General features: G+C 68.7%; 17 protein-coding genes. 15 read left to right on the forward strand and 2 right to left on the reverse strand.

Features of this window, described 5'->3' with window-relative positions; all coding sequences use genetic code 11:
• Positions 1–48: 48 nt before the first annotated feature.
• Positions 49–792 carry an SDR family NAD(P)-dependent oxidoreductase gene (locus CAL26_RS26205; protein ID WP_094849539.1) on the reverse strand — a complete coding sequence of 248 codons (744 nt, stop codon included), beginning with the start codon at positions 790–792 and terminating at the stop codon, positions 49–51.
• A gap of 198 nt (positions 793–990) precedes the next feature.
• Here CAL26_RS26205 and CAL26_RS26210 point away from each other — a divergent pair, with 198 nt between their 5' ends.
• The 6 genes from CAL26_RS26210 (at position 991) to CAL26_RS26235 (ending at position 8,996) form a co-directional block, all read left to right on the forward strand.
• On the forward strand, positions 991–2,505 hold the full coding sequence (locus CAL26_RS26210; RefSeq protein ID WP_094849540.1) for a glucosyltransferase domain-containing protein: 1,515 nt from the start codon (positions 991–993) through the stop codon (positions 2,503–2,505).
• A gap of 21 nt (positions 2,506–2,526) precedes the next feature.
• Positions 2,527–3,462, forward strand: coding sequence for a LysR family transcriptional regulator (locus CAL26_RS26215; protein ID WP_179283487.1), 936 nt, complete (start codon positions 2,527–2,529; stop codon positions 3,460–3,462).
• 91 nt (positions 3,463–3,553) lie between these two features.
• On the forward strand, positions 3,554–5,803 hold the full coding sequence (locus CAL26_RS26220; protein WP_094849542.1) for a DUF3604 domain-containing protein: 2,250 nt from the start codon (positions 3,554–3,556) through the stop codon (positions 5,801–5,803).
• 37 nt (positions 5,804–5,840) lie between these two features.
• Entirely contained in the window at positions 5,841–6,797 is a 957-nt protein-coding gene (locus tag CAL26_RS26225; protein ID WP_094849543.1) for a Bug family tripartite tricarboxylate transporter substrate binding protein, read from the forward strand.
• 28 nt (positions 6,798–6,825) lie between these two features.
• Positions 6,826–8,028 (forward strand): glycine C-acetyltransferase, encoded by a 1,203-nt coding sequence (gene kbl, locus CAL26_RS26230; RefSeq protein ID WP_094849544.1) that lies wholly within the window; start codon positions 6,826–6,828, stop codon positions 8,026–8,028.
• A complete protein-coding gene (locus CAL26_RS26235) occupies positions 8,025–8,996 on the forward strand; it encodes an NAD-dependent epimerase/dehydratase family protein (protein ID WP_094849545.1) in 972 nt (323 codons plus the stop codon). Before kbl ends, CAL26_RS26235 begins: the two co-directional genes overlap by 4 nt.
• 33 nt (positions 8,997–9,029) lie before the next feature.
• Here CAL26_RS26235 and CAL26_RS26240 read toward each other — a convergent pair whose 3' ends face one another.
• Positions 9,030–9,458, reverse strand: coding sequence for a hypothetical protein (locus tag CAL26_RS26240; protein WP_094849546.1), 429 nt, complete (start codon positions 9,456–9,458; stop codon positions 9,030–9,032).
• 165 nt (positions 9,459–9,623) lie between these two features.
• Here CAL26_RS26240 and gspG point away from each other — a divergent pair, with 165 nt between their 5' ends.
• The 9 genes from gspG to gspD all read left to right on the forward strand — a co-directional run bounded on the left by gspG (position 9,624) and on the right by gspD (position 18,057).
• On the forward strand, positions 9,624–10,100 hold the full coding sequence (gene gspG, locus CAL26_RS26245; RefSeq protein ID WP_094850101.1) for a type II secretion system major pseudopilin GspG: 477 nt from the start codon (positions 9,624–9,626) through the stop codon (positions 10,098–10,100).
• The gene (locus tag CAL26_RS26250) at positions 10,072–10,683 is read left to right on the forward strand and encodes a prepilin-type N-terminal cleavage/methylation domain-containing protein (protein WP_094849547.1); all 612 of its coding nucleotides are present in this window, start codon (positions 10,072–10,074) and stop codon (positions 10,681–10,683) included. The genes gspG and CAL26_RS26250 overlap by 29 nt, the downstream gene beginning before the upstream one ends.
• On the forward strand, positions 10,680–11,051 hold the full coding sequence (gene gspI, locus CAL26_RS26255; protein WP_094849548.1) for a type II secretion system minor pseudopilin GspI: 372 nt from the start codon (positions 10,680–10,682) through the stop codon (positions 11,049–11,051). The genes CAL26_RS26250 and gspI overlap by 4 nt, the downstream gene beginning before the upstream one ends.
• A gap of 77 nt (positions 11,052–11,128) precedes the next feature.
• A complete protein-coding gene (locus CAL26_RS26260) occupies positions 11,129–11,770 on the forward strand; it encodes a PulJ/GspJ family protein (RefSeq protein WP_179283488.1) in 642 nt (213 codons plus the stop codon).
• Positions 11,767–12,834 (forward strand): type II secretion system minor pseudopilin GspK, encoded by a 1,068-nt coding sequence (gene gspK / locus CAL26_RS26265; protein ID WP_094849550.1) that lies wholly within the window; start codon positions 11,767–11,769, stop codon positions 12,832–12,834. Before CAL26_RS26260 ends, gspK begins: the two co-directional genes overlap by 4 nt.
• Entirely contained in the window at positions 12,831–13,886 is a 1,056-nt protein-coding gene (gene gspL, locus CAL26_RS26270; RefSeq protein ID WP_094849551.1) for a type II secretion system protein GspL, read from the forward strand. Before gspK ends, gspL begins: the two co-directional genes overlap by 4 nt.
• Complete coding sequence (gene gspM / locus CAL26_RS26275; protein WP_094849552.1) at positions 13,883–14,485, forward strand: type II secretion system protein GspM; 603 nt, start codon at positions 13,883–13,885, stop codon at positions 14,483–14,485. The genes gspL and gspM overlap by 4 nt, the downstream gene beginning before the upstream one ends.
• Complete coding sequence (gspN, locus tag CAL26_RS26280) at positions 14,482–15,231, forward strand: type II secretion system protein N (protein ID WP_094849553.1); 750 nt, start codon at positions 14,482–14,484, stop codon at positions 15,229–15,231. The genes gspM and gspN overlap by 4 nt, the downstream gene beginning before the upstream one ends.
• A 15-nt stretch (positions 15,232–15,246) precedes the next feature.
• A complete protein-coding gene (gene gspD, locus CAL26_RS26285) occupies positions 15,247–18,057 on the forward strand; it encodes a type II secretion system secretin GspD (protein ID WP_094849554.1) in 2,811 nt (936 codons plus the stop codon).
• Positions 18,058–18,063: the final 6 nt, after the last annotated feature.

Below are 18,063 nucleotides of genomic sequence, written 5' to 3' on the forward strand. Positions count from 1 at the left end.
CTGGCGCAACGCCCGTATCCGCCCCTCGGCCTTCGCGGCCGGCCGGTATCAGTAGCCGCTGATCGTCAGCGCGCCGTCCACCTTCAGGGTCACGCCCGCCACCGTGGCGCTTTCCTCCGACGCCAGGAATACCGCGGCCGCGGCGATCTCCGGGCCGGTGGGCAGGCGCTTGAGCGGCGTCTTCTGGCGCCGGGTTTCCCAGCCCTGCGCATCGATGACCGAACTGGCGCCCGGCGTGACGACCGGGCCAGGGGCCAGGGCATTGACCCGGATGCCGTATGCGCCCAGCTCCACCGCCTGCTGGCGCGTGAGCGTGTCCAACGCGCCCTTGATGGCGCTGTAGACGGCGGCATGCTTGATGGCGATGGAGACCGCCACCGACGACAGGTTGATCACCGCGCCGCCACCCCGGGCGATGAGATGCGGCGTCGCGGCCTGCAGGCTCCAGAAGGCGCCCTTGAGGCCGACGTCCAGCATCCTGTCGACGACGTCTTCCGGCATATCGACCAGCGGGCCGTAATGAAAATACGCGGCGTTGTTCACCAGCACGTCCAGCCCGCCCTGGCGCGCCGCATAGCCCCCGATGACGTCCAGCACGGCTGCACGGTCCGCCACGTTGCAGGCCAACGCCTCGGCGCCCGGCGTTTCCGCCACGGCCTGCGCCAGGAGATCGGCGTTGTAGTCCAGCATGCCGACGCGGGCGCCCTCATGCGCATAGGCCTGGGCGATCGCCCTGCCTATGCCCCCGGCCGCTCCCGTGACCACCGCAACCTTGCCCTGAAGTCTTCCCATGTCCCGCTCCATTGCCTTCGGTGCTGCCGGCGTTTACTTATCGTATTAGAGAATGATTGTATTATTGCATTCTCGTTTTCACAATGGGCCGTCCGGGCCAGAAATGGCGGACACGCCGAACATCTACACCTGACCAACGCCCGCTCTGCTCTAATTGCTGCCGTTTCGTGACACGTCGCCATCCACCGCGCAGGCAGCATGCATCCCACCGCAACCTCCCCATCCCGCCAGAAGGTCTTCATCGCGGCCGCGCTGCTGTACGGCCTGGCCATGTATCCCATCCTGCACGCCGATCGCTACTACATCGACGACCTGGGCCGCGCGCGCTCGGGCTACCTTGGCTGGACCACCGACGGCCGCCCGCTGTCCAACCTGGTGGTGGAAACCCTGAACCTGGGCGCCCCCATCTCCGACCTGTCCCCCCTGCCTCAGTTGCTGGCCGTGCTGCTGCTGGCCTGGCTGGCCGTCACCCTGGCGCGGAAGTTCGCCATCCCCGGCACCTGGCGCGCCCCGCTGATACTGGCGCCCCTGGTCGTCAATCCCTTCTTCCTGGAGAACCTGTCGTACAAGTTCGACGTCCTGCCCATGACGCTGGCCACCGTCCTGGCCGGGATCGCGGTGACCGCCATCCCGCCGACCCCGCGCCGGATCGTGCCGGGCGCGCTGGCCTTGCTGGCGACGCTATCCCTGTATCAGCCGGCGCTGAACGTCTTCCTGGTTTTCACGATCGCGGAATTCGTCATGGGGCAGCGCGACCTGCAGCCGGCGCGCCGCCTGGCCGGCGTCCTGGCGGCGCGCGTCGCGCAGCTGGTGCTGGCGCTGATCGCCTACAAGGGCGTGATCGCGGCCACCGTCAACGGCCACTACGCGACCGCGCACGGCGCCATCGCGCCGATCGGCATGCTGCCCGCCACCGCCTGGCACAACCTGCTGTCCTTCTGGCGCTACGTCACGGGCCTGCTGCCGGGCCTCTGGTCCAAGCCGCTGCTGGTCTTCATCGCGGCCGGCGCGCTGGCCAGCGTGTACTGGGCGGTGCGCTATCTGGTCGTGGGCTGGCGCGCGGCGCCGGTCGCCGCCAGGCTCGGCATGGCCGCATGCGCCGTACTGCTGCCCCCGGCGCTGGCGATCGCCGCCTGGGGGCCCATGCTGGCGCTGGCGCTGCCGGTGTACGCGCCCCGGGTGGCCATCGGTTTCGGTGCGCTGGGCGCGGCCAGCCTGCTGTTCGTCTGGGCCGCCCTGCAGCGCGTGCGCATCAAGCCGTCCTGGCAGGTCGCCGCCGTGGCGGTGCCCGTCTACGGGCTGTTCACCTTCTGTTTCGTGTACGGCAATTCGCTCAAGCTGCAGAAGGACTATGAAAACCGCGTGGCGGCGGAGATCGCCGCGGACCTGAGCCGCGTCAGTGCCGGACACGCCATCGCCGCCTACACTTTGGAAGGCAGCCTGGGCCACCCCGTGGTGGTGCGGCACACGCTGCGCAAGTACCCGCTGATCGACACCCTGGTGCCCGTGTACCTGACCCAGGGATGGGGCTGGGCCCATGAGGAACTGCAGCATTTCGGCGTGGACCTGCCGTTCCGGCTGTCCGCGCCGGGCGCGGCGCCGGACGCAACGTCGACGGCGGCCGCGAGCCGGCCCGCGATCGTCGTGGCGCGCGACTATCGCATCTACCTGGAAGGGGACTTGGCCATCGTCGCCTTCCTGCCTTCATCCTGATCCAGCGGTGGCGCCATGGCAATGAATCTCACGCTCAAACAGATACGGGCATTCGTGGCCGTCGCCCGCCTCGGGAGCGCGACGCGCGCGGCGGAGCAACTGCACGTCACCCAATCGGCCATCAGCCTGCTGATACGCGACCTGGAAGACAAGTCGGAAGTCCAGCTGTTCGAGCACGGACGGTCGTTGACCCTGACGGAAGCCGGCAAGGAATTCCTGCATATTGCCGAACGCATCATCGGCGACGTCGACCAGGCGGTCGACAACCTGAACGGACTGGCGACCAAGGCCCGCGGCAAGGTCGCGATCGCCGCCGGCGTATTCATCGCGTCCACGATCCTGCCGCCGGTGCTGAAAGCCTATCGGGAGCGGTATCCGAACATCGAGCTGTATATCCGGGACATGTTGTCCACCGACCTGGCGGGCGCGGTCCTGCGCGGCGAGGTCGACTTCGCCGTGGGCACCGACGCCAACCTGGACCGCAGCGTGCTGTCCGTGCAATCGCTCAGGCATTTCAGGCTGGGGGTGTTCTTTCCAGAAGGGCATCCCCTGGAATCGCGCAAAACGATTGGGTGGCGCGACCTGCGGCCCTGGCCGGTCATCGTCGTCAACCCCTTGAATGCCCTGTGGCAGCGGGCGATGGCCATGCTGTACGCGCAAGGCATCACGCTGGAAGTTGCCTTCGAAGTGACCTTCCCGTCGACCGCGCTGGCGATGGCCAGGGAAGGATTCGGCGTCGTCATCCAGCCTTCGTACGCGATTCCAGGCCTTGCGGCCGAAGGCATCGTCGGGCGGCCATTGAGCGGGCCGGGGGTCGAATCGGAAGTGGTAGTGATCCGGCGCAACGGCAGCGCACTGACACCCGCTGCGGCCAGTCTCATCGCGCTGCTCGAACACACGCTGGGAGAAGCCGCGCAGACGCCGCCAACGCCTGAGAGGAGGCATAAGATTTCCTAATACTGGGTCAAGAAAAAATCGTTTCCCTAATTCCGAGCGCGCCATCACACTTCCTGCCGATACGAACCCGCCCAGGAATAGCGATCGCGATATGTCCCACGTTCCCTTGTATACCGACGCCGCCGGCACGGTCCAGATCGAAGCTCCCGAATCGCTGATCGCGGGATCCATGGCCACCATCAAGGTGGTCTACACCGCGGGGAAGTTCGGCATCGACGATGCCGGTTCGGTGAAGCTGATGCTGCGCTTCGCCACCGATTCCGGGCGTCCGCAGTTCGATCGTCCGAACGCGCCGAATTACGTGTCGGCCACGGCCTCCAACGGCGCCGTGCTGGACCTGACCTACGACCCGATGGGCAGCGAGCGGCCGTGGTGGAAGACCATCGTGATCCGCGTGGTGAAGAATTTCCTGAAGGAAGGCGACCGCATCACCGTGGTGCTGGGCGACCGCTCGCAGGGATCGGCGGGCATGCGCGTCCAGACGCTGCGCGAATCCACGTTCGAGATTCGCGTCCAGGCCAACCCTTTCGGCGTCGTCAAGTACATCGACGTGCCCACGGTCCGGACCATCAACATCGTGCCCGGCAAACCCGTGCAGTGGAAAGCCATCCTGCCCACGCTGCGTGGCGTGGCCGACGCGTTCCGCCTGTGCATCAAGGCGGAAGACGCCTGCGGCAACCCCACCGAATTCACCGATCACGCGTTCACGCTCGTCAGTTCGCATCCGGTCCAGGGCCTGCCCGAGCGGATCACGATCGGCGAGAAAGACCATCCTTACGTCATCGACGGCTTGAAGGTCAGCCAACCCTGCGACCTGGTCGTGACGCTGAAGGACGAGGCCGGCAAGGCGGTCGCGCGGTCGAACCCGATGCGTGTCCAGGCCGAACCCCCCTTGCGCCAGTACTGGGCCGAGTTCCACGCGCAAAGCGAGGAAACCGTCGGCACGAACTCCGTGGTGGACTATCACGTCTTCGCGCGCGACCGCGCCTTCGTCGACATCATCGGTCACCAGGGCAACGACTTCCAGATCACCAATACCTTCTGGCGCGACTTGAACGCGGTCACGGCCGAATTCAATGCGCCCGGCAAATTCATCACCCTGCCCGGATACGAATGGTCCGGCGTCACCCCGTTGGGCGGCGACCGCAACGTGTACTTTTCGCAGGAAGGCCGGCAGATCCGCCGGTCGTCCCACGCCCTGGTTCCCGAGACGGAAGACATCGCCACGGACTGCAACCACGCCGCCGAGCTGTTCGAGAAGCTGCTGGAAGCGGGCGAAGACTGTGTTGCCTTCGCCCATGTGGGCGGCCGCTATGCCGACCTGACGGTCGCGCATGACGGACGCATCGAACGCTCCGTCGAAATCCATTCCTCGTGGGGCACCTTCGAATGGCTGCTGTTCGACGCCTTCGATCTGGGATACCGCGTGGGCGTGGTGTGCAACAGCGACGATCACAAGGGCCGGCCCGGCGCCAGCCATCCCGGCGCATCCGTCTTCGGCGCCTATGGCGGATTGACCTGCGTGCTGCTGCCTGAGCTGACGCGCCAGGCCGTATTCAAGGCGCTGCGCGATCGCCACCATTACGGCACGACGGGCGATCGCATTTTCTTGGACGTGCAGGCTTCCTTTGGCGGTCCGGTCACCCGCTACCTGGACGATCCCGCCCTGGGGACCGCGGATACCGAGCAGGTCCAGGCCGCGATGATGGGCGATATCGTGAAGTCCGGTGCGGGATCGGCGACGCTCAGCTTCAACGCATCGTGCCCCACCCCCATCGAACGCGTGGATATCCGCGTGGGGAAGAAAACGGTGAAGACGGTCCGGCCCTATTCCGCCGCCGACCTGGGCAGCCGCGTCCGGGTCATTTGGGAGGGTGCCGACGACCGCGGCCGGTCCCGCATGTCCAACTGGGACGGTTCGATCACCGTCGCCGGAAATGCCATCCTGGAAGCCACGCCGATCAATTTCTGGCACCTGGACAAGAAGCTGGAGAAGGTCAGCGATACCGAGCTGAAGTGGCAGTCGGTCACCACGGGCAACTATGCCGGCGTGGACATCCGGCTGGCACACGCGGACGACGGCCGGATCACCATCAAGACTCCGTACCTGGACCTGGCGTTCAACGTACGGCAGATCGGCTTCGAGGACATCGAATTCGACGCGGGCGGCGTGGGCCGCAAGCTGCGCATCTTCCGGCTGCCTGACGTCAATGACACCACGAGTTTTTCCTTCACCGCCCAAGTGGATCTGCCGGAGGCGGGGGACAACCCGCTGTACGTCCGGCTGACCCAGGAAAGCGGCCACCTGGCGTGGAGCAGTCCCATCTACGTCGTGAAGTAGCTGTCGCGGGACGACAAAACCAACACAAGGGGTTGCCATGAACAAATCCATCCTGGTCGCCGGCCTGATCGCGCTCGGCTGCGCGGGACCGTCGCAGGCCGCGGACTGGCCGGCCCGGCCGGTGTCGATCATCCTGGGCTTCGCGCCGGGAGGCTCCGCCGACATCGCTGCGCGCATCGTCTCGGAAAAGCTCACCAAGTCCTTCGGCACCAGTTTCGTGGTCGAGAATCGCCCCGGCGCGAACGGCGACATCGCCGCCACCTTCGTCTCGCATGCGGCCCCCGACGGCTACACGCTGCTGTTCGCACCGGACGCCATCGTGACGTCGCCGGCCATCCGCAAGACCCAATACGATCCGATCAAGGACTTCGTGCCGATCGCGATGATCGCGCAGGGACCGCTGGTACTCGTCGAGAACCCGAAGACCAAGGCCGAATCGGTGGCGCAGCTGATCGCGATGGCCAAGGCGAATCCCGCGAAGTTTTCCTTCGGTTCGTCCGGGGTGGGAAACAACCAGCATTTCGCGGGCGAGAAGTTCAATGCGATGACGGGCCTGTCGCTGACGCACGTGCCCTACAAAGGGGGCGGGCAGGCCATCGCGGACCTGCTGGCGGACCAGATCCCCATCGCCTTCCTGGGCACGGGTCCGGTCATGCCGCATGTGAAAAGCGGCAAGCTGAAGGTCCTCGCGGTCACCACGGCGCAGCGTTTCCAGGGCCTGCCCGACGTGCCGACGCTGGACGAGTCGGGGCTGAAGGGTTTCGATATGTCGCAATGGCTGGGCATCGTCGGACCGCTCGGTACGCCGCCCGACGTGATCAGGACGCTGAATTCGCGGATCAACACGATCCTGGCGGAACCCGACGTCAAGGAAAAGCTGCTGGCTTCGGGTATGAACGCATTGCCGATGACGCCGGCCCAACTGGGCGAGCAGATCAAGCGGGATGCGGCGTCGTACCGAAAGCTGGCGCAGGACCAGCACATGTCCGAGTAAGGCGGTTGGCGCCGAGGAACCATCGATCATGGATAGCGGAAATTCATTCTACGTCCGGCTGCGCGACGAGCTGCGGGCACTGCATGCGAACGGCCTGTACAAGGAAGAACGGGTGATCGCGACGGCCCAGGGCGCCGCGGTGGCGACCCGTGACGGCAGGACGGTCATCAACCTTTGCGCCAATAACTACCTGGGCCTGTCGTCCCATCCCGCGGTAATCCGGGCCGCGCAGGCCGGCCTGGACGCCCGTGGATATGGGCTGAGTTCGGTGCGCTTCATCTGCGGCACGCAGGATATCCACAAGGAACTGGAAGCCCGGCTGAGCCGGTTCCTGGGTACCGAGGACACCATCCTCTATGCCGCGGCCTTCGATGCCAACGGCGGCTTGTTCGAGCCGCTGTTCGGCCCGGAGGACGCCATCATCAGCGACGAACTGAACCACGCCTCCATCATCGACGGGATACGCCTGTGCAAGGCGAAGCGTTACCGCTACGCGCACAACAGCATGCATGACCTGCGCGCCTGCCTGCAAACTGCACGAGAAGAACGGGCCCGCAACATCATCGTATTCACGGACGGTGTCTTTTCCATGGATGGGGCCATCGCGAAGCTGGATGAGATACGCAAGCTGTGCGATGAGTTCGACGCACTCCTGGGCGTGGACGATTGCCACGCCACCGGCTTCATGGGCAAGCTGGGACGCGGCACCCATGAATACCGCAATGTATTCGGCAAGGTCGACATCATCACGGGCACCCTGGGCAAGGCCCTGGGCGGCGCCTCCGGCGGCTTCACCAGCGGCCGCAAGGAAGTCATCGACATCCTGCGGCAGCGTTCCCGCCCGTACCTGTTTTCGAACACGGTCGCGCCCGCGATCGTCCAGGGCACGCTCGCGGCCCTAGACCTGCTGGAAGCCGACACCGTGCTGCGGGACCGGCTCGAAGACAACACCCGGTTCTTTCGCGCCGCGATATCGGAATGCGGCTTCGACATCAAGGAAGGGTCGCATCCCATCGTTCCGATCATGGTCCACGACGCCAACAAGGCGCAGGCGCTGTCGCGCAGGCTGTTGGAGCTGGGCGTCTATGCCATCGGGTTCTTCTATCCCGTGGTGCCGAGGGGACAGGCGCGTATCCGGGTGCAGGTCAGCGCGGCCCACGGCAGGGAGCAACTGACCAGCGCCGTCGCGGCGTTTCAGCAGGCGGGACAGGAATTGGGAATAGTGCGATGAATACGGAAAACACAAGAATCCTGGTGATCGGCGCCAATGGCCAACTCGGGACCGAGCTCGTCGAAGCCCTGGCCACACGCCACGGCGCGGACCGGATCGTCACCGCGGACATTCGCGCAGAAGGACCCGACCCGGACTGCGTGCACGAGTTATTGGACGTGACCTCGGCCGAAGCGCTCGAAAGCGTCGTGGCACGGCACCGGATCGGCCAGATCTACAACCTGGCCGCGGCGCTGTCCGCGACCGCGGAAGTCAAGCCGCAGTGGGCATGGGACCTGAACATGACCGGCCTGCTCAATGTGCTGGAGATCGCCCGGCGGCAGGGCATCCGCAAGGTATTCTGGCCGAGCTCGATCGCGGCATTCGGTCCGTCCACACCCAAGCACGGCGCGCCGCAGCAGACCGTGATGGATCCCGAAACGGTGTACGGCATTTCCAAGCTGGCGGGAGAAGGATGGTGCCGGTGGTACCGGACCAGGAACAAGGTCGACGTCCGCAGCCTGCGCTATCCGGGCCTGATCTCCTACAAGACCGCGCCCGGCGGTGGCACCACCGACTATGCGGTGGATATCTTCCACCAGGCCTTGCGCACCGGGTCATACCGCTGCTTCTTGAACGCGGACCAGGAACTGCCCATGATGTACATGGCCGACGCCGTGCGCGCGACCATCGAACTGATGGACGCGCCGGTGGACCGCATCACGGAATTCGGCAGCTATAACCTGGCGGGGTTCAGCGTGACGCCGGATGCGCTGACCACGGAAATAAGAAAGCGGATTCCCGACTTCCGGATATCGTACGCGCCGGACTTCCGCCAAGCGATCGCGGCCAGCTGGCCCAGCTCCATCGACGACTCCAGGGCCAGGTCCGACTGGGGATGGATGCCCCAGTTCGACCTGCGGGCCATGGTGCCGGACATGCTGGCGCACGTGCGGGAAATGATCACCGCCGAGCCGTGCCGGGCATGAGACAACCACGCGGGCGCTGACGACAGCGCCCCTTCAACGCACCGGCACGAATCCGGGCGTCTTCAGGGCCGGCAGCGCCGCCACCGCGACGCGTATCGCCGTCCCGCCCTGGTCCAGCACCACGCCCGCGGACTCGACTTTCGCCAGGGTCACGCCGTCGGCGATCGGCTGGCCCACGCGGTAGGCGCGTGGCGCGGCGCCATCGATGGCCAGGATCGCGGCGCCTCGTTCGCCCGCCGAGATCAGGCCCAGCACCGTCACCTTGACCGGGGCCGCCGACGTCCCGAACCAGCGCGCGAGCGCCGTGGTATCCCCCGCCGCCCGCGCCCGCGGCACCAGCAGCGGCGGCAGGGTGGACGCGCGCGGCGCCAGCAGGATCGCGCCCCAGGTACCGACGCCCGCCGCCAGGACCAGCATGGCGGCGCCCCGGGCCAGCCCGGCGGAATCGAAGCGTTGTGGCATGGAAGCGTTTACAAGGCCGACCGTGCGTCGACATATGGCTGTCATTAGGACCGTAGATGATAGGTCCCGCATATGACAGATCACCTCAATTGTTGTGACAGCCAGACGCAAGGCAAGCAGCGTCCCGGCCAGCGCGCAACGCGTCGGCGAGCGACGATGAACCCCATGAAACCTTGCACCCACGGCATCCCCGCGCCTCGGACCCGCCGTCCCGCGCCCCGCAACCCGCCCTCCCGCCAACGCGGCTTCTCGCTCATCGAGATCATGGTCGTGGTGGTCATCATGGGGATCCTGGCCGGGCTCGTCGTGCCCAACCTGCTCCGGCGTCCCGACCAGGCGCGCGTCGTCGCCGCGCGGCAGGACATCTCCAGCATCTATCAGGCGCTGAAACTGTATCGCCTGGACAACGGCCACTATCCCAGCGCGCAGCAAGGCCTGCAGGCGCTCGTGCAACAGCCGGCTGATGAAAAACTGTCAGGCTGGCACAGCTACCTCGATCGCCTGCCCAACGATCCCTGGGGCCATCCCTATCAATACCTGAATCCCGGCGTCAAAGGCGAGATCGACGTGTTTTCCCTGGGTGCCGACAACAAGCCCGGCGGCGAAGACAGCGATGCGGACATCGGATCCTGGAGCCTTTGACCGCCGCGCGGCGCGCGCGTCACCCCAACCCTATCGATGCCAGGCCGGTTTCAGCCTGATCGAAATGCTGGTTGTCGTGGCCATCATCGCCATCATGACCGCGGGCATCAGCCTGGCCATGCCGCGCCGTGGCGACCAGCCGCTGGCGCGCGACGCCCGCCGGCTGGAGCTGCTGTTCGCACAGGCCCAGACGGAAGCCCGCGCGGGCGGCCGCGCCATCATCTGGCGCGCCGACGAAAACGGCTACCGCTTCACCCGGCGCGCCGCGTGGCAACCCGGCGACGCACGCGCCCTCGCACCCGCCTCCGTCACCGAGGCGCCGCAGTCCGATGATTTCCGGCAGGACGAATCACTGCGGCCGCGGCAATGGGAAGCGGGCCACGTACGCGTGCAGGTCTACAGCGATGGCGGCCCCACGGGCGGCGGCACCGGCGCGGCGGATGCGTCGGGAGCGGGCGACCATGCCAGCGCCGTCTTCGCGCCGGAATGGATCGCGCCGCCCATGCGCGTCGAACTGAGCGATGACTTCCGGCGCATCGACATCGTGCGCGACGCCGCCGGGCGCTATGCGACACACCCATGAAGCGCCGCGATCGACAACGAGGCTTTTCGCTGCTGGAAGTCCTGGTGGCGCTGGTCATTATCGCGATCGCGCTGGGCGCCTGCGTGCGCGCGGCGGGACAGATGGCGGCAGGCCAGGCCGCCGTGCGCGATCGCGCGCTGGCGCTGGTGTCGGCAGAAAACACGCTGGCCGAACTGCGCGCCCAGCGCCTTTATCCGCCGTTGGGGCGCCGCAGCCAACCCTGTCCGCAGGGGCCGCTGGCACTCACCTGCGACCTCTCCATCGAATCGACGTCCAATCGCGGCTTTCGCCAGGCCACGGTGCGGGTCATGGATGCCGACAAACGCCTGCTGTCCGAACTGCGCGGGTTGGCGGGCGCGCAGCCATGAAAATATGCATGGCGGCACCGGCAAGGCGAACACGCGCATCGGCGCGGGCGTCGCACGCGCCAGGGGCAACGCGGCCGATGCCGGCACGGCGCGGCGCAACGAAGCCGTCCGCAACCAGCGCGGCACGACAGCGCGGCTTCACGCTGATCGAAGTGCTGGTCGCGGTCGCGCTGATGGCCATCGTCAGCGTAATGTCCTGGCGCGGCCTGGACAGCGTGGTCCGCGCGCGCAACCACATGCAGCGCGAAGCCGACCGCGACGAGGCCTTGCTGCGCGTGCTGGGACAGCTGCAACAGGACGTCCGCATGCGGGCGCCCGATTCCGTCCTGGACGGCGGCATCCCCGACGCGAGCGCCGGTCAGGCCTTGCCCGCCGCCATCAGCATGCCGGCCAGCGCGCAGGAGGTCGATATCGTCCGCGGACCGGCGCCGGCGGGGCGCTGGCAGCGCGTGCGCTGGTGGCGCGATGGCGACACCTTGCGCCGCGCCAGCGGAGCCGGTGGCGACAGCTTCCCGCTGCCCAGGCCCGATGCCGGCGCGGACGTGCTGGACGGCGTGCAGGGCTTCGCCGTGGAAGCCTGGATACCCGGACGCGGCTGGATCGCCTTGCCGGCCAACCAATCGAACGCGGCCGCCACCGGGCTCGCCTTCGTGCTGCGACTGGCCGGCGCCGCGCCCGGCACCACGCAGACCTATCGCCGCGTGGTGGCCCTGCCATGAAGCCCACCCCTGCAATGAAGCCCACGCAACGCAACAGGCAGCAAGGCATGGCCGTCATCGCCGCGCTGCTGGTGGTCGCCGCCGCCGCGATCATCGCCACCACCATGCTGGATGGCCAGACCACGTACACGCGCATCCTGCAGAGCGAGAAAGCCCGCGTGCAGGCGCATTGGCTGCTGATGGGCGGCATGGACTGGGCCCGGCTCATCCTGCAGGCCGATGGCAAGCGCAGCCCGGCCACGCGTCCGGACCAGCTGTGGGCCACGCCCATCGTCGACCTGCGGGTCGATCCGGACGATCGGACGGACAATCAAGCGGGCGCTCAGGCGAACAATCCGTCGGACGCCGCCCTGTTCTCCGGGCGCGTCGACGACGAGCAGGCCAAGTACAACCTGTGGAACCTGGCGCGCGCGGGCCGGGTGGACCCGCGCCAGCTCGTGGTGCTCGAACGCCTGCTGCAGGCCCTGGACCTGCCCCCCGCGGCCGCGCCCCTGATCGCCCGGCGCATCGCGCTCAGCCAGGCCCTGCCCGAAGGCGCCGACGGCCCGGACGGCGCGGACGGTGAAGGTGGCGGGGGCGGTGGGCGCGGTGGAAACAACGGCACCGGCGCGCGGCACGCTTCCGCCGCCGGCGTCGCCGGCTCCCAGAAATCGCCCGGCCTGCAATCCCTGGACGACCTGCGTGGCATCGCCAGGCTGGACCAGCAGGCCTTGGATCGCCTGCGCTGCTGCGTCACCATCCTGCCCGCGCGCACCGCGGTCAACGTCAACACCGCGCCGGCCGAAGTGCTGCATGCCCTGATCGGGCCGCTATCGCTGGGCCACGCGATGGCCCTGGTGGCGGACCGCGAACGCGGCCGCTACTTCAACGACGAAGCGGACTTCGTCAACCGGCTCGCGGACCCCGAGATCAAACTGGACGACGACAGCGTGGATATCGGCAGCCAGTGGTTCGGCGTGACCGGCGCCGTGCGCCTGGGCAGCGCCACTGTCGCGATGCGCGCGTTGCTGCGCCGCGATGAAAGCCAATCTACCCACGTCGTCTGGATAAGGGAAGCGAATTGAAGACCGTCCTGCGCCTGGCCCTGCCGCCGCTGCGCGCCCTGAACCCCGACATGCGCGTCGCCTTCGTCCTGCTGGACCGCGAACGCCGCATCCTGCGCGAAGGCGAACTGCCCCTGCGCGAGATCGCCGCCGTCACGCCGGCCGCGCGTGTCGAGGCCGTGCTGCATCCCCTGGATACCGTCGATACCTTCATCACGTTGCCGCCGCTGCGTGGCGACCGCCTGCAGGCCGCTGCGGTTGCGCAGGTCGAACCGCTGACGTTGTCGTCAACGGATGACCTGGCCATCGCCTTCGGTCCCCGCGATGACGCGGGCCGCGCGCCCGTCGCCTGGACCGATCGCGCGGTGCTCGTGCGCGGCTGGACCGCGCTGGCCGAAGCGGGTTTCGATGTGGCGGCCCTCTATCCCACCCGTGTCGCGGCCCCCCAGGCCGGGGCCGACGAATCGGCTGGCATCGCGCCGCTGGGCCTGCCCGCCGATGCGCGCTGGCGGCAGGCATCGCCCGCATGGTCGCTGGCGCTGCCCGAACTGCGGCCCGCGATGCGCGGCGGGCAGCGTTGGCGCGCGCCACTGGCATGGGCGGCGGCAGCACTGGCGGTCTGGCTGATCGGACTGAATATCCATGCCGCGCAACTGGCCGGCGAAGGCGCCGCATTGCGGCAAACGATGATCAGCCGCGTCGCCGATGCATTCCCCGATCTTCCCGTGATCGTCGATCCGCTCAAGCAGGCGCAGCAACGCGTCGACGCCCTGCGCGCCGCGCGCGGCGCCGCCAGCGATGACGACTTCATGCCGCTCGCGCTCGCCGCGGCCACCCTGCTGCCCGCCGGCACGCTGCAGCTGGCCGCGCTGTCCTACCAGGACGGCCAGCTGACCATCGACGTCGACGACAACGGACGCCCGCCGCCGCCCGCCAACGGCGCGCCGCAACGCCAGGCCACCGCGATGGGCCTGGCGCTGGAAGCCACCCGGACCGGCTGGAAACTGATGCCGGCGCGCCTGGCCGGCGCCCGCACCGACCGCGGGCGCGTCGCACAGGAGCGCCAGCCATGACGGCCCGCATGCGCAACCTGCAGCGGCCCGCCTTGCCGCCCGCGCTGCTGGCGCGCTGGCTGGCCGCGCGCCAGCATGCGGCGGCGTACTGGACCGGGCTCAGCATGCGCGAGCGCCGCCTGGTGCGGGGCCTGGGCGGCGTCATCGTCGCGGCGCTGCTGTTCCTGGTGGCGTTGCGGCCCGCCTTGCGCGATATCGCGCAGTGGCAGGACGAACTGCCGCTGCTGCGCACCCAGGCCGCCGCCATCGACGCGCTGGTGCAGGAAGCCCAGGCCTTGAAGCGCGAGCAAGGCAAGCGCATCGCCGCCAACGACATGGAAGACGCGCTGCGCGCCAGCCTGGCGCACGCCGGGCTGGGCACGTCCCCCCAGGTCGGCAAGCTGGAGGACGGCAAGCGCTGGCGCGTCGCCGTCGAAGGCGTGACGGCGGCGGCCCTGTTCGACTGGCTGGCGCATGCCCCGGCGCAGCTGCATCTGCGCGTGACGCAGGTCCAGCTGCTGCGGCCGCGCGATTCGCTGGGTCGGCCGGTGCCCACCCAGGTGTCCGGCACGCTGCTGCTGCGCGATGGGGACGCGCCCGCCAGGGAGGTCCGGCCATGAGGGCGCGACGCTGGCTGCTGCCCGCTGGCGCGGCATGCGTGGCGCTCGTCGCCGCGCTGGCCGTCCTGCCCGCGCGCTGGCTGCTGCGCGCCTTCCCGGCGGACGGGCCCATCAGCGTCGTCGATGCCTCGGGCAGCGTGTGGAACGGCCAGGCACAGGTCGCGGTCGGTCCGCCCGGCCTGCGCCGCACCCTGCCCCAGGCCTTCAGCTGGCGCTGGCACTGGGCCGCCGGCGTCGGCCCCGCCGCGCAGTTCACCCACCCCTGGCTGGCCACACCCGTGGAAGTGGCGCCCGGGCTGCGCGGCATCCGCCTGGGCCAGGGCCGCCTGAATCTGCCCGCCGATGCGCTGACCGCCATCGGCGCGCCGCTGAACACGCTGGAGCCCGGCGGGCAGCTCGCGCTGGCCTGGCCCGCGATGGACCTGGGCGCCCTGCCGCCGGGCACGTCGCCGCTGCAGCTGACCTGGACGCAAGCGTCATCGACCCTGGTGCGCGTGCAGCCGCTGGGCGACTACCAGGCATCGCTGTCCGCGGACCCGCAGGGCCACCTCGACCTGCGCATACGCACCCTGCGCGGCGCCCTGCGCGTCGACGGCCAAGGCCGCGACCAGGCGGGCCGCTGGCGCTTCGACGGCCAGGCCAGTCCCGCGCCCGACACCGATACCGCCACGCGCGATGCGCTGCAGCCGCTGCTGAGCGCGCTGGGCAACTACCGCAACGGCGTTTCACAACTGCGATTTCCCTGATTACCGAGCCGCTCGATGAATCCCCCTCATGCCCCCCGCAAGCGCCACGACGCCACCGGTCTCGTCCGCCGCATCCGCCACGCCGCCGCCCGGCCGCCGCAGCGGCTGGCCCCCGCCGCGCTGGCGATCCTGCTGGCCTTGAGCGGATGTGCAACGCCGGACAAGCCGGCGGCGCCGCCCCCGGTACCGGACAGTCCCCTGATCAGCGCGGGAGCCAGCCAGCCCGACATGGGCGCCACGCGCACACGGCGCACCGACACGCCGACGGCGCCCGCGCCGCGCGACCTGGGCCCTCTGCACGTCCGCGTCAAGGTCAACGGCAAGGACGTCGATGGCAATGCCGCCGTCCCCGGCGCCGCGGGCAGCGAGAACACCGACCCGGTGCAGCTGAATTTCGTCGATGCCGACCTGCCCAACGTGGTGCGCGCCATGGCGCGCTACACCGGGCGCAACTTCGTGGTCGATCCGCGCGTCAAGGGACAGCTGACGCTGGTGTCCGAGCGGCCGGTGGACCCCGGCACCGCGTACGACATGCTGCTGGGGGCGCTGCGCATGCAGGGCGTGGCCGTCATCGACGTCAACGGCGTCAGCCGTGTCGTGCCGGAGGCCGACGCCAAGCTGCAAGGCGTGCCCGTCTCGGAAAGCGGTCAGCCGGCCACCACCGGCGGCCTGGTGACGCGCGTCTTCCGTCTGCAGTACGAGAACGCCACCAACCTGCTGCCCGTGCTGCGGCCGATGATCGCGCCCAACAATCCGATCAACGCCTATCCCAACAACAACACCCTGGTCGTGACGGACTACGCCGACAACATGGCGCGCATCGCCAAGGTGATCGCCGAGATCGACAATCCGGACTCGCTGTCCGCCGACGTCATCCCGGTGCGCTACGGCATCGCGTCCGACATCGCGCCGGTGGTCGGCGGGATGCTGGATACGCGCGGCGGCAACGACCCCAGCCAGCAGGTCACCGTGGCGGCCGATCCGCGCAGCAACAGCGTCCTGGTCCGCGCGTCCAACCCGGCGCGCGCCCAGCTCGCGCGCGACCTGGTGATGCGCCTGGACAACCCGCAAAGCCGGGCCGGCAATCTGCACGTGGTCTACCTGCGCAACGCGCAGGCGGTGAAGCTGGCGGGCGTGCTGCGCGGCGCGCTGACCGGGCAGTCCGACAATCGTGGCGGCAGCGCGGCGGCCCCGTCCGGCGGCACGCAGGGCGGCGACTATGGCAGCAATCCTTTCCGCGGCGGCACCTCGGTGATGAATCCGTCGCAATCGACGCAGACGCAGAACGCGCTGGGCACCGGCGCGAACGGCGCCAACGCATCGCAGCGCTTCGGCCAGAACGGCGACGGCGGCGACCGCGACGCGCAGGGCAACGCGTTTTCCGTCAACGGTGCGACCATCACCGCCGACCCGACCACCAACACGCTGATCATCTCCGCGCCCGAACCGCTCTACCGCAGCCTGCGCGAAGTCATCGACGAGCTGGACCAGCGCCGCGCCCAGGTGCTCGTCGAAAGCCTGATCGTCGAAGTGTCCAGCGACGACGCCGCGCAGTTCGGCATCCAGTGGATGTTCGGCGGCAACGGTTTCAACGGCAACGGCAGTTCGGTGTTCGGCGGCACCAACCTGAACGGCAGCGGCCTGAATCTCTCGTCCAGCACCGCGACCACGCTGGACGCGCTGGGCAGCGGCCTGAACGTGGGGCTGGTCAAGGGCACGGTGGACGCCCTGGGGCACCAGGTCATCAACCTGGGCGTGCTGGCGCGCGCCATGCAGGGCAGGCAGGGCACCAACATCCTGTCGACGCCCAACCTGCTGACGCTGGACAACGAGCAGGCCAGCATCGTCGTCGGCCAGACCGTGCCCTTCGTGACGGGCTCCTACGTGACCAACTCCGGCGACGGCTCGGGCAATCCCTTCCAGACCATCGAACGCGAGGACGTCGGCCTGACCCTGAAGCTGCGGCCGCAGATTTCGGAGGGCGGCACGGTCAAGCTGGACCTGTACCAGGAAGTCAGCAGCATCGACGACACCGCCACCAGTACCGCCGGCATCATCACGCGCAAGCGCGCGCTGGATACCAGCGTGCTGGTCGACGATGGCCAGATCATCGTGCTGGGCGGCCTGCTGGAAGATTCCGGCACCGATGGCACGCAATCGGTGCCGATACTCGGCGACCTGCCCCTGATCGGTTCGCTGTTCCGCTATACCAACCGGCACCGCACCAAGACCAACCTGATGATCTTCCTGCGTCCGCATATCGTGCGCGGCACCAACGACAGCCGCCGCCTGACGATGGACCGCTACGACTACATGCAGCGCGTGCAGGACAACGCGCGAACCCCGCACAGCTGGCCGCTGCCGGACGTCGATTCGCCGCACCTGCCCACGCTGGGCCCGGACGGCCAGCCGCTCTCGTCGCGGCCGCTCGACCTGCGGCCCAGCAGCGCCGACCAGACCCTGAGCCAGGACCCGCCTCACACCGTCACCGATACGCGCGTCTACCCGAAGACCCCGCGCCAGCCAGCGCCCGCGACATCCATGGAAGGCCTGCCCGCCGTGGCCAGCCAGCTCGGCGCCGGCAAGGGCAATGGCGATGCTGGCGGCCAGGCGCTGGTGCTGCAGATCGCCCGCGCCGACTCGCAGGCCCAGGCGCAGCAGATCGTGCAGCGCGTATCGAGCACGGGCCTGCAGGCCTACACCCAGGTCGCCCCCGGCGGCTCGGGCGTACTGGTGCGCACCCGCGTCGCGCGCGATCCGGCGACCGCGGGCGCGGCGGCCGAACTGCTGACCAGGCTGGGCTATCAACCGGAGACCATACGGTAACGGCCC

It is taken from the genome of Bordetella genomosp. 9, assembly GCF_002261425.1.
GTDB lineage: Bacteria > Pseudomonadota > Gammaproteobacteria > Burkholderiales > Burkholderiaceae_B > Bordetella_C.

Excerpts from the sequence above, each read along its gene's own strand:
- CAL26_RS26220 (WP_094849542.1), top strand. The coding sequence starts at position 3,554 with ATGTCCCACGTTCCCTTGTATACCGACGCCGCCGGCACGGTCCAGATC.
- gspD (WP_094849554.1), top strand. The coding sequence starts at position 15,247 with ATGAATCCCCCTCATGCCCCCCGCAAGCGCCACGACGCCACCGGTCTC.
- gspI (WP_094849548.1), top strand. The coding sequence starts at position 10,680 with ATGAAGCGCCGCGATCGACAACGAGGCTTTTCGCTGCTGGAAGTCCTG.
- CAL26_RS26210 (WP_094849540.1), top strand. The coding sequence starts at position 991 with ATGCATCCCACCGCAACCTCCCCATCCCGCCAGAAGGTCTTCATCGCG.
- CAL26_RS26215 (WP_179283487.1), top strand. The coding sequence starts at position 2,527 with ATGAATCTCACGCTCAAACAGATACGGGCATTCGTGGCCGTCGCCCGC.
- gspM (WP_094849552.1), top strand. The coding sequence starts at position 13,883 with ATGACGGCCCGCATGCGCAACCTGCAGCGGCCCGCCTTGCCGCCCGCG.
- gspN (WP_094849553.1), top strand. The coding sequence starts at position 14,482 with ATGAGGGCGCGACGCTGGCTGCTGCCCGCTGGCGCGGCATGCGTGGCG.
- CAL26_RS26240 (WP_094849546.1), bottom strand. The coding sequence starts at position 9,458 with ATGCCACAACGCTTCGATTCCGCCGGGCTGGCCCGGGGCGCCGCCATG.
- CAL26_RS26225 (WP_094849543.1), top strand. The coding sequence starts at position 5,841 with ATGAACAAATCCATCCTGGTCGCCGGCCTGATCGCGCTCGGCTGCGCG.
- kbl (WP_094849544.1), top strand. The coding sequence starts at position 6,826 with ATGGATAGCGGAAATTCATTCTACGTCCGGCTGCGCGACGAGCTGCGG.
- CAL26_RS26260 (WP_179283488.1), top strand. The coding sequence starts at position 11,129 with ATGCCGGCACGGCGCGGCGCAACGAAGCCGTCCGCAACCAGCGCGGCA.
- CAL26_RS26235 (WP_094849545.1), top strand. The coding sequence starts at position 8,025 with ATGAATACGGAAAACACAAGAATCCTGGTGATCGGCGCCAATGGCCAA.
- gspK (WP_094849550.1), top strand. The coding sequence starts at position 11,767 with ATGAAGCCCACCCCTGCAATGAAGCCCACGCAACGCAACAGGCAGCAA.
- CAL26_RS26205 (WP_094849539.1), bottom strand. The coding sequence starts at position 792 with ATGGGAAGACTTCAGGGCAAGGTTGCGGTGGTCACGGGAGCGGCCGGG.
- gspG (WP_094850101.1), top strand. The coding sequence starts at position 9,624 with ATGAAACCTTGCACCCACGGCATCCCCGCGCCTCGGACCCGCCGTCCC.
- CAL26_RS26250 (WP_094849547.1), top strand. The coding sequence starts at position 10,072 with ATGCGGACATCGGATCCTGGAGCCTTTGACCGCCGCGCGGCGCGCGCG.